Raw genomic sequence first — 11,351 nt, forward strand, 5'->3', positions numbered from 1 at the left:
AATGAATAGCAGTAGTAATCAACGATTGCGTGGCTTCACACTGGTTGAATTAATTATTACTTTAGTTATTTTGGGCATACTGTCGGTAACGGCAGTGCCCAAGTTGCTAGGAAGTTCAACAGAGCAAGCATACTCATACAGAGATAGGGTATTAAACGCCCTACGCACAGTACAATTACGCGCGATGCAAAATACTGTAACAAGCAGCTGCCATAAACTGTATATTTCACCTACCTTGGTTGCGGGGCCGGAGCCAGAAACCTGTACTGGCGGCCCAAGTACCAATAATAGCGAGTATTTAGTTGTTGCTATCAATACCGAGCGCAGCGACGTACGATTTAATGCCTTAGATAGCAATGCTAATGTGTTTACGCAAATTAACTTTGACCCACTTGGGCGAGTAGATCAAAATTGCTCAGTACAATGTAAAATTGACCTGGGTCTAGCCGCGGTGTGCATTAGCGGTGAAGGGCTTATTTATGCCTGCCCCTAAAATACAATCAGGTTTTACCTTAATTGAGCTGATTATTGGCATTGTAATGTTTGCTATTGCGCTAAGTATTATTACAGCGCTTATAGCACCTCAAGCAAAACAAAGTGCCAAGCCTATTGTCGCACTCAGGGCCTCAGAGCTTGGGCAAGCATTAATGAACGAAATATTAGCTAAATCATTTGATGAACATAGCGAGCGCACGCCACCATTTAGGCGCTGTTCCGAAACAAGCTTAGGAGCCCAGCCTTGTAGTACTCATTCTGAGCTTGGTGCTGATAGCGGTGAAGCACGGGCTGATTTTAACGATGTTGATGATTATATTGCGCTCACAGGGCAGCCTATTAGTGATAGTTTAGGGAATACATTAGCGCAATATAGCGACTTTTCACTGGCTGTAAACGTGCAATACGACAGCGACCTAAACGAGGCAACCAATAACGATGGCGTTGCCTTTAAACGAATTACCATTGAAGTAACCTCACCCTTGGGGCAAGTGTACGGCTTTAGTGCATATAAAGGTAATTACTAATGAATAGAGCAAAGCAAAAGCGTGGCTTTACCTTAGTTGAGCTATTACTTGTTATGGTAATTATTGGCATTTTAGCCGTAGCGTCATTTTCGTTTATTAGCGCTGGATTTAATATTTACAGCCAAGGTGTGAAACGCCAAGAAGCGGTGGCGCAAAGTCGCTTTGTTTTAACCCGATTAAGTAAAGAGCTTCGCCATGCAACCCCTAACTCACTGCGCTTAAATTGTGATAACGCCAGCAATGGAGCGTGTAGCACGCAGCAATGTTTAGAATTTACGCCGTTTTTATCTGCCACTCACTATACCGATTACTTACCCACTAGCGCCCCTTTTGAGATTACCGCCGTGAATTTTGCGCTTAATAATTTAACTGAGCCACAAATAAACGATTGGGCAAGTATTTATCCATTAAATAGCAGCGATATATACGATGAAAGTCAAAATAAGCGCCTACAAGTTAGCGGCTACAGCGCCGTTACAAGTGAGCTAGATACATGGCAATTTAGCAAAGCATTTGCTCAAGAGTCACCGAGTAAGCGCCTTTATTTATTAGATCAGCCAATTAGCTTTTGTGTAGAAGGTAATTCACTGTACCGCTATAGCAACTACGGCTTTACTACAAACCAATTAAACGCCGCCAGCTTACAGGTTAGCTCGGGCGTTAAACGCGATTTAATGAGTAATTATATTGCCAATAACTTAACGAGCAGAGCCTTTTTTACGTTAAGTGAGATTTCGCTACAGCGCAGCGCGGTTGTTAATGTGTTTGCGCAAATGGGGTTTAACGACACCGAACAAATAAGTATTAGCCATGAGGTGCATGTGCCTAATGTCCCCTAATATAAAAAACATCAGTTTTGCTAAAAAGCAGCAGGGTAATTTGCTCATAATTACGTTGGTGATCATTGTCACTTTGCTGGCACTAGGGCTGGCGCTTTCTAAAGTGTTATCGGGTGCGGCGCAGCAAAATACCATTGAGTATTACGGCGCGCGCTTACATGGCAGCCCAAAGCGGATTAGAAACCGGCTTAAGCGAAATTTTTGCACTAAGTAGCACTGCGCAAACATGCAGTGCAGTAACCACCAGTACGAGTTTTAGCACCCTCTATCTAGCCAATTGTAAAGTTGAACTGAGCTGTAGTGAATACATAGCCTTACCCGATAGCAGCACCCGCTCTGGCACCGTTAATATTTACTACTTACAAAGCTCTGCAACGTGCGCCGCCAATGATTGTGCTGCCGGTGCAGCATGTCAAAAGGAATATTGGCAAACCCAACGTACTCTAAGTGTGGAGGCTAAAACATTACCATGAGCAAATATACCCTCTGTATTTTATGTTTAATAAGTTTGCTACTAAGCCGATGCGCTATGGCTGTACCGCCTAAAATTGAAGGGCGATTTATAGAGCTACAAGACACGTACACTTCACCCATATGGACAAAAATAAATTTTCAGCAGCAATACATAACCCCTCCTGCGGTATTTATGTTGTCCACTAATCAAGGCGGTAACCCCGCTATAGTGAGAATACGCAATGTAACAACCACAGGGTTTGAAGCATTGCCACTTGAGCCCTCAGGAGAAGATGGTGAGCATATAACCATGGGCGCGCACTATTTAGCGGTAGAATATGGAGTGCATGAATTTCCTGATGGGGCCATTATGGAAGTCGGGAACACCGACTTACGCCTTGAGCTACAATACGGTGATAAGTCGGGGTTTGCCCCCATCACACCTAAAGGTTACAAATCACTGACTTTTAATAAACCATTTGCCTTAAGGCCTAACTTTTTCCATTCGTTACAAACACTAAATAGTTTAGATAGTAACCCGCCGTCTCAAGCGCTTGTGCCTTTTTTAACCGTTGCAGTGCAAAGTGGTTCTTTATCTACAAGCGGGGTAAATATAGCGTTAGAGGCCTCAGAAACCGCATTAGGTGTTATTCAAACTGAAACGGTGGCCTACATGGCCGTAGAGCCTGGCAGTAATCGCACCTTTACCGATGACAATGGGGTAGAAGTGTCCTGAGAGACCTTTTTTACAGGGTTCGAAGTTGATGGTTGGAATGATGGATGTAACTACTTTAATTTTAACAATAACTTTAGTGAAGCACCGCTGGTGGTGGCAAGTAAAAATTCCCGACTTGAAGAAGACGGTGGGTGGCTGCGCAGCTGTAATTTAAGAGCGGATCGGTTAGGGCTGGTGGTTGATGAAGACCGTGATGGCGACAGAGAGCGTAACCACGTAAAAGAAGAAGTCTCTATATTGGCCATGACCAGTACGTTTGTATTTAATGGCGATATTTTAGATTGCGATACTTTATTTCCTGGCGCTATTTCTACCTACAATGATGGACAAGTACAGCTTGTTCAAGGTGTGGAAATAACCGATAGCAATGCACAATTTATTACCACCACTAATTTAATATCAACTGCACTCACCAACCCACCTTTGTGTAATGGCCAAGGCTGTGTAGCCACTGGGTATAACTCCCTTGAGCCAAATCAAGCTGCGCAAGTACCCACGGTCACAAACGATGGAAGCTCCACCGGAGATGTGCCTGTATCGTTAGCTGGCGATTATTTTTATGACGAACTAGCACTTAACTTATTGGAAGATGAGTATAAGGTAACAGCGCCCACCCGTATTTTTTTAAAAGATACATCGTCGCTAATTTCTAGCGCATTTTTGAACATAGGCAAAACGAATATTGCGGTTGAGGAAGGAGCGTATTTAGCTATATACGTCGATGGTGATGTTGCCATTGCGGCCGATGCAAATATTGCTGCATACATTGTCGCAACGGGGGAGGTAAGAATTGCTCAAAATGTCACATACCAGGGCTCTATAACCGCTGCAACACAAGTAATAACCGAGGGCAGCTCTACGTTTGATGCGTTAACAGTGCCAGAGAGTATTCCTGGATTTTGCGGTATTTTTACGCCGGTTTTGCTTGATCACTACCGCATATCATTAAGTGATAACCAAGGCTTAACCTGCCAAGCAAAAGAAATGACATTAACCGCCTGTGCAAACGATGCATGTGATTTACTGTACGATGAGCCCTCCGCACTTGACCTGTCTCCAGATAACAGTGGCCAGCAAAGCTGGGTAAACGGTGAAAATATTACCTTTACAGGCTCTGCCACCGTAGCGCTTGCAAAGCGTACCACAGGCACCGTTACACTTGGTTATAATACCGCCGACCCATCTGCACCGCTGCGTTGTTATATTAATGGTAATAACGTAGGGCTGGGAGGGTGCAAAGTGGTTTTTTCTGATGCAGGGTTTATTTTTAATAACGACACAGCCAATAAAGCGAGTATCCCCACTCAATTATCTGGTAAACCCTCTAGCGAAGGTTTTAATGCCGCCGAGCTATCCATTCAAGCGGTTAAAACAAATACCACAACAGGCGTATGCGAAGCCGCATTCCCTGCCGGTGGTCAAGTTGATTTAGATTTAGCTTATACCTGCAGTACCGGCGCTGCGTGTTCAGATCCAATACAACTTAGTAATAATGCGAATACTTGTAGCGTGCAGCAAGCATATCAAACTTTTTCGCTCACCTTTGATCAAGACTCAAAAGCCCCTATTGCTATTAACTACCCTGATGCCGCTAAATTAAGTTTAAATGCACGGGCAACAATTGTATTAGACCCAGTAACTAATTTATCAGTAAGCTTAACCGGCAGCTCTAACGAATATGTAGTTAAGCCCTTTGGATTAGCGATGCAAGTTGCAAGTGACGGCTATGCCCAAACAGCAAACGATAGTTTATTTAGATTAACAGGTGAGTCATTTGATTTAAAAATGAATGCAGTACAGTGGCGCGCAGGGCAAGACAATAACAACGATGGGATACCTGATAACTATAGCGCTATTCATAGTAATCCCATTGCAAAACACTTCATTAGCGAGTCTCCTTTAGTAACACATAGCTTAGTATTACCCAGCTCTGGTAATGAGGGGCAAATTGAAGCGCTAAGTACCCTTGCCTTTACAGATACGGGAAGCTTGAGTGAATCCATATCGCAGTACGCTTATGACCAAGTGGGTATTATAAACGTATTTGCGGGTTTACAAGATGGCGATTATTTTGGTGTGGGCGATGTAAAAGGGCAGCTAAACAACGTAGGGCGGTTTGCTCCATCACACTATCAAGTATTAGGTGTTCAAGCTGCTGCGCAATGTACACAGTTAGGCAGTAATTTAACCTATTTAGATCAGCCATTTGAGCTTGGTTTTACGGTACAAGCGCTTAATCATAACAACCAGCTAATGGCTAATTACAAACAAGGCTTTGAAAAAGCCCAAGTACAAATAAATGCCGAAAACAATCAAGCTGGTAATTATGTACCAGCAACAACGTTAACCAGCAGGTTAGCCAATATAAGCAGTAATAGTTGGAGCACCCTAGCCGATGGACAGTGGCAAATGAGCGACAGCACTGCCATGTTAACGCGCTTGGCTATAAATAATCCCGACGGCCCATTTACTATGGTTAATCTTATGGCCACCGTCACTAATACAGAAGGCGCTACGTTAATTGATGCTAACGATGAGCCGAGTACGCAAGCAAGCTGCAGCACTGATTGCAATAGTGTGCGTTTAAATGATGTGCCAATAGACTTTCGCTTTGGACGCACAGTGCTAGGCAACAATGCCGGCTCAGATTTAGACTCATTACGTGTGCCTATGGAGGCTCAGTACTTTAATGGAACAGGCTTTGTATTAAATACCGAAGATAACTGCAGTGTATTTGAGCATCCGCAGTTATCCCAAATATCGCCATCAACGCCAATATTAAGCTATGAGTATGGTGCAGGTGCAGCGGGTTCATTAGAAGCAGGCAGCTACCCTACAAACAATGCTATTTATGCAACACCAAATGGCAGTGGTACATTTACATTAGAATATGAAACAGAAAATTGGTTAAAGTGGGATTGGCTTGGTGATAATTCACAGCAAGATCCCCATGCTATTTTGCAATTTGGTCGCTTTAGAGGAAATGATCGGGTTATTTACTGGCGTGAAACAAGAGAATAGTTGTAAACTAAGATAATAATTGAACAAAGCTTGTGTTTTGTGCTTCAAGTACATAGCATAAGGCATTGGGTGTATTGATTTTTGATGGTTGAAAAATGTTCAGCTTTCAAAAGTGAGTACACTCTAATAAACAATAATAACGACCAAATAATTGCCGCTTTTTGGGACTGGAATATATGCGAATTGCTCCTTTATCTCTGTTAATTTCCGCTAGTTTGTTAGCTAGTAGTGCATTTGCACAAGACACAGCAACAGTAACCGGAATTGAATCAGAGATTAGTATTAAACAAACAGAATACGATAACTCGACACAAATACTTGAAAAACACTTAAAAGAAGAAAGTCAGTTACAAAACCAACTTGAACTACTTCGTTCTCGCTCTACAGAGCTTGATAAAGAGAAAAACCAAGCACTTGATGCGATGAACGAAATGTATCGCCGCTTAATTGACGATCCTACGCTTGATATTAGTGCTGCCCAATCGCGCTATCAAAAAGCCGTGGTTGATCATAAGCAAAATAAAGACGACATCTCAATGCAGTTGGCGGCAATTGCATCTCATCGTAAAGATATAGAGCAAATTCGTGTTGCAAAACATACGCTTTTAAACACCTTAGAAAGCTTAAAAGAGCAATTAACTACAGCCCGAGTAGAGCGTTTACGTAATGAGTTTACCCGCGAAGGTACACTTGAAGTAAACCACACAATTAACTGTAAGCGTACCGAAACGCTCGCAGCTTGTGAGCAACGCGGCCAGCAAATGGGTTTACAAAAAGCCACTAAGCGCTTTGTTGATCAAATATTTGCTAATTTAACAGAAGAGCGAATTGTTGAACCAAAACGCAACATGGCAGGCGCACAAGTACAAATTTTAAGTAGCCATGTAGTTAACAGTGCATTTAGTGGACAAGGCAATTACAACGTTAACTTAAGCGTAACCATGCGCGGCGAAGTAAACAGCAGCCGCCTATGTAACTTATTAAACGTAGATAACCGTTATTGTTCTGAATATGGCTCGCCACTCGCGACAGCTTATCAGCCTGGTTACGGTACAACCTACTCTGATAGTCAGTTAACATTCAGCAACGCCGCGGATAATACCGACACTGTGTCTGTATCGCGAATGAACAATCAGCCAGTGCGCGATTATTCAGTGAAAGCTGCACCTACAAAAAAAAACTATCCATCAATTATAAATAAAGAGAAAAATCAGCAAGTTGAGTTGACTTTACGTTCAAATGTTTACGATGATGAAGTGTTTATTGATGGGGTGAGCTTTGGCTCTACGCGTTTAGTTACGCGTTTACCGCGTGGTGTGCATAACGTAGAAATACGTAAATTAGGTTATAAGCCTTACAAAGTAAGAGTTGATTTAACTAAAGCACAGACTATTCATGCTAATTTAGTAAAAAAGTCTGAGTCGATTGCTGCACCGGCTTACACTCGCGAGCAACCAAAACCTGTAAGTCGTACAGCAAGCACTAATCGCTCTGCTGATGTACAAAATAATGTTGTAGTTGTGCCCGCTGGTAAATTTAAGATGGGTGATATTAACGGCAATGGTTTAGCAAATGAACGCCCGGTTATTGAAAAAGTGATAGCCAGCTCATTTGCTATGCAAACCAAAGAGGTTACCGTAGGTGCCTATGAAGCGTTTGTAGCAAGTACTGGGTATAAAACACAAGCAGAGCAAAGCAAAGGGTGTGCTTATTATTTAAATGGCGAACCCGTATGGGAAGCTAATTTAAACTGGCGTAACCCAGGTTTTGAGCAAAGCAGCGATTTTCCTGCTGTGTGTTTAACATTTAACGACGCGAAAGCGTACGCCGAATGGCTCTCTGGCGAAACTGGGCAGCAGTACCGTTTACCTAATGAAGTTGAATGGGAATACGCCGCTCGCGCAGGTACAGAAACAGAATACCCTTGGGGTAACGAAATAGGTAAAAATTTAGCTAACTGTGGTTGGTGTGGTAGCGAATGGTCAAACAAACGTGCAGCACCGGTGGGTTCTTTTTCTCCTAACGCATTTGGATTATACGACACCGTAGGCAATGTGTGGGAATGGACAGCTAAAGAGTCAGGCGAATCTGATGTTGCAGTAAGAGGCGGAGCGTGGAACTTTGCACCAAGCCTTGCACGTGCTTCAACACGATTAATTTTAGCGCCAGATTTTAGATCTAACTACATTGGCTTTCGCTTAGTCCGCGAACGATAGCATTTAACCAAGGAAGCCTAGCTTCCTTTTTTCACAAATTAACAAAGGTAGTTGCGCTTTATATTGCTCATCTAATTAGGCATGTTAAAGTGAGTGCAGCTAACATAAGAACGTATTTCAAAGGTCATCCAGCCTCATGTTTAAAAAACTCCGTGGTATTTTTTCAAACGATCTATCGATCGACTTGGGTACAGCCAATACCCTTATCTATGTAAAAGAAGAAGGTATTGTACTTAACGAACCTTCAGTTGTAGCTATTCGTCAAGAACGCGCTGGTGGACCTAAAAGTGTTGCTTCTGTGGGTACAGAAGCAAAACAAATGCTAGGGCGTACACCGGGTAATATTAAAGCGATTCGCCCAATGAAAGATGGCGTAATAGCCGACTTTTATGTAACCGAAAAAATGTTACAACACTTTATAAAACAAGTGCACAACAATAACTTTATGCGCCCAAGCCCGCGTGTACTTATTTGTGTACCGTGTGGTGCAACCCAAGTAGAAAAGCGTGCAATCCGCGAATCAGCAATGGGTGCCGGCGCGCGCGAAGTGTACCTAATTGAAGAGCCAATGGCCGCAGCAATTGGTGCTGGGCTACCAGTATCAGAAGCAACTGGTTCTATGGTTGTTGATATTGGTGGTGGTACTACCGAAGTTGCTATTATTTCACTAAACGGTGTTGTTTACTCATCGTCTGTGCGTATTGGTGGCGATAAATTTGATGAAGCCATTATTAATTATGTACGCCGTAACTTTGGTAGCCTAATTGGTGAAGCAACGGCTGAAAATATTAAACATCAAATAGGCTCTGCTTTTAAAACTGACGAACCAATTGAAATTGAAGTACGCGGTCGTAACTTAGCCGAAGGTGTTCCTCGCTCATTTACACTTAACTCGCACGAAATTTTAGAAGCACTCCAAGAGCCGCTAATGGGCATTGTAAGTGCCGTAATGGTTGCACTTGAGCAGTCTCCACCTGAGCTTGCATCAGATATTTCAGCTCACGGTATGGTTCTGACTGGCGGTGGTGCGCTATTAAAAGATTTAGATCGTTTATTAATGGAAGAAACAGGCATTCCTGTGGTTGTTGCCGATGATCCACTTACGTGTGTAGCACGTGGCGGCGGTAAAGCCCTTGAAATGATTGATGTTCATGGTGGTGACGTTTTTAGTTACGATTAATGAAATTACTGTTTGGACAAACCATCTCTTTGCAACTGCGACTTTTTGTCGCAGTGCTTTTGAGCATAGTGCTCATTGCGGGCGATAAGTTTACACAAGGCGGCACGGTTGTACGTACAAGCCTTAATACACTTGTCAGCCCATTAATTTACGTTGCCAACCTACCTTACGAAATATTTAGCTTAGGTGCTAAAAGCCTGCATACCCGCGATCAGTTACTGAGTGAAAACGAAGCGCTGAAAAAAAAGCAAATGCTACAAAGCGAGCAATTGCAGCAATACCAATTTTTAGCCCGCGAAAACCAAAAGCTACGTGCTTTACTTGGCTCATCAGCTAAGCAATCTAATCGTAAAAAAATAGCCCAAGTACTTTCTGTACATTCAAACCCTTATAGTCATCAAGTGGTTATTAACCGCGGTACCACCGACGGCCTAAGCGAAGGCCAAGCCGTAATTGATGAAATGGGGGCTGTTGGTCAATTAACAAAAGTAGGCTCTACCACTTCACGCGTGCTACTAATGACCGACACAACCCATGCTACGCCGGTACGCATACTACGAAACGACGTACGCACGGTAGTCGAAGGCATAGGTAAAATTAACGTTGTTAAGCTTTCGCATGTACCTCATAGCCTTGATGTGCGCATTGGCGATGTACTCGTGACCTCGGGGCTTGGGGGGACGTTTCCTGAAGGTTATCCGGTGGCCGTTGTCACCGAAATAAACCGCGATGAAGGGCGCCCATTTGCTCAAGTATTTGCAGAGCCTATTGCACAGCTAGACCGTATTCGTTTGTTGGTTATTTTATGGCGCAATCAACAGGAGCAAATCAGCGATGATTAATCGTTATTCATTGTTAATTGCCCTAAGCATCTTTTTTGCTTTAATTATGGCATTAATGCCACTGCCTTTTTCGTTTGAGCCCTTCAGACCTGATTGGGTGTTACTGGTATTAATGTACTGGTCGCTGGCAGTGCCGCATAGATTAAATATTGGTACCGCGTGGGTTGTTGGCCTACTCATGGACTTAGCCTTAGGCTCGCCATTAGGAGTTAACTCACTCACGTATTCTATTTGTATATTTGTGACCGCAAGTAACTTTCAAAAAATACGTAACTTTTCGCTTTGGCAGCAAAGCTTATTAGTGGGCTTATTTTTAACCTTGTATCACCTAATGCAATTTTGGTTAAATCACTTTTTATTAGGTGTTTATTTTAATCCACAATACCTGTGGCCAGTGGCGACCGGTATGGTCAGCTGGTTTTGGGTCTTTTTACTTCTTCGCAAATACCGTAGACATTTTAGGATCAGGTAATGACAACCGCAGTATATTTGGCATCAGCCTCCCCGCGACGTAAAGAGTTGTTGAGTCAGTTAGGCATTGAGTTTGAACAATTTAGTGTAGATGCAGACGAAACCCCACTTGCAAACGAGCAGCCTCATGCATTGGTTGAGCGCTTAGCCCGCTTAAAAGCGCAAACAGGCGTAGCGCTTGGTTACACAGACCGCCCAGTGCTTGGTAGCGATACTGTGGTTGTTATTGATAACGAATCGTTGGGTAAACCACGCGATAAAAACGATTTCATAACAACACTTAAACGTTTATCTGGTAATACACATCAAGTACTTACTGCCGTTGCTTTTGCTACACAAACAGATGTACTAAGTTGTGTAGTGAGTACATCTGTGACCTTTAAAACCCTCAGCGATGAAGAAATAAATAGCTATTGGGAGTCAAACGAGCCACAAGATAAAGCCGGTGGTTATGGCATTCAAGGTTTAGGTGGTCGCTTTGTTACACACATTGCGGGTAGCTATTTTGCTGTTGTAGGCTTACCTTTATACGAGACCGAACAATTATTACAAGCATTCTTAAGAAGGTAAC

11 protein-coding genes are annotated in these 11,351 nt (G+C 43.0%); all 11 read left to right on the forward strand.

Features of this window, described 5'->3' with window-relative positions; translation table 11 throughout:
- Nucleotide 1: 1 nt before the first annotated feature.
- The 11 genes from VOI46_RS02000 to VOI46_RS02050 all read left to right on the forward strand — a co-directional run bounded on the left by VOI46_RS02000 (nt 2) and on the right by VOI46_RS02050 (nt 11,350).
- Nucleotides 2-493 carry a prepilin-type N-terminal cleavage/methylation domain-containing protein gene (locus VOI46_RS02000; RefSeq protein WP_004585751.1) on the forward strand — a complete coding sequence of 164 codons (492 nt, stop codon included), beginning with the start codon at nt 2-4 and terminating at the stop codon, nt 491-493.
- Nucleotides 480-1,022, forward strand: a complete 543-nt coding sequence (locus tag VOI46_RS02005) for a prepilin-type N-terminal cleavage/methylation domain-containing protein (RefSeq protein ID WP_004585752.1) — start codon at nt 480-482, stop codon at nt 1,020-1,022. Before VOI46_RS02000 ends, VOI46_RS02005 begins: the two co-directional genes overlap by 14 nt.
- Complete coding sequence (locus VOI46_RS02010) at nt 1,022-1,861, forward strand: type II secretion system protein (protein WP_004585753.1); 840 nt, start codon at nt 1,022-1,024, stop codon at nt 1,859-1,861. The genes VOI46_RS02005 and VOI46_RS02010 overlap by 1 nt, the downstream gene beginning before the upstream one ends.
- A gap of 158 nt (nt 1,862-2,019) precedes the next feature.
- On the forward strand, nt 2,020-2,334 hold the full coding sequence (locus VOI46_RS02015) for a hypothetical protein (RefSeq protein WP_232423954.1): 315 nt from the start codon (nt 2,020-2,022) through the stop codon (nt 2,332-2,334).
- 56 nt (nt 2,335-2,390) lie between these two features.
- Nucleotides 2,391-3,050: an H-type lectin domain-containing protein gene (locus tag VOI46_RS02020; protein WP_324738136.1), complete on the forward strand. Its 660-nt coding sequence runs from the start codon at nt 2,391-2,393 to the stop codon at nt 3,048-3,050.
- A gap of 93 nt (nt 3,051-3,143) precedes the next feature.
- Complete coding sequence (locus tag VOI46_RS02025) at nt 3,144-6,071, forward strand: DUF6701 domain-containing protein (protein WP_232423956.1); 2,928 nt, start codon at nt 3,144-3,146, stop codon at nt 6,069-6,071.
- 176 nt (nt 6,072-6,247) lie between these two features.
- Nucleotides 6,248-8,287 (forward strand): formylglycine-generating enzyme family protein, encoded by a 2,040-nt coding sequence (locus tag VOI46_RS02030; RefSeq protein ID WP_004585755.1) that lies wholly within the window; start codon nt 6,248-6,250, stop codon nt 8,285-8,287.
- A gap of 136 nt (nt 8,288-8,423) precedes the next feature.
- The gene (locus VOI46_RS02035) at nt 8,424-9,467 is read left to right on the forward strand and encodes a rod shape-determining protein (protein WP_002958401.1); all 1,044 of its coding nucleotides are present in this window, start codon (nt 8,424-8,426) and stop codon (nt 9,465-9,467) included.
- Complete coding sequence (mreC, locus tag VOI46_RS02040) at nt 9,467-10,309, forward strand: rod shape-determining protein MreC (RefSeq protein ID WP_004585756.1); 843 nt, start codon at nt 9,467-9,469, stop codon at nt 10,307-10,309. Before VOI46_RS02035 ends, mreC begins: the two co-directional genes overlap by 1 nt.
- Nucleotides 10,302-10,781 carry a rod shape-determining protein MreD gene (gene mreD, locus VOI46_RS02045; protein WP_004585757.1) on the forward strand — a complete coding sequence of 160 codons (480 nt, stop codon included), beginning with the start codon at nt 10,302-10,304 and terminating at the stop codon, nt 10,779-10,781. The genes mreC and mreD overlap by 8 nt, the downstream gene beginning before the upstream one ends.
- Nucleotides 10,781-11,350 carry a Maf family protein gene (locus VOI46_RS02050; protein ID WP_004585758.1) on the forward strand — a complete coding sequence of 190 codons (570 nt, stop codon included), beginning with the start codon at nt 10,781-10,783 and terminating at the stop codon, nt 11,348-11,350. Before mreD ends, VOI46_RS02050 begins: the two co-directional genes overlap by 1 nt.
- Nucleotide 11,351 lies beyond the last annotated feature (1 nt).

Source organism: Pseudoalteromonas sp. CuT4-3, assembly GCF_035666335.1.
Taxonomy (GTDB): Bacteria; Pseudomonadota; Gammaproteobacteria; order Enterobacterales; family Alteromonadaceae; genus Pseudoalteromonas; species Pseudoalteromonas atlantica.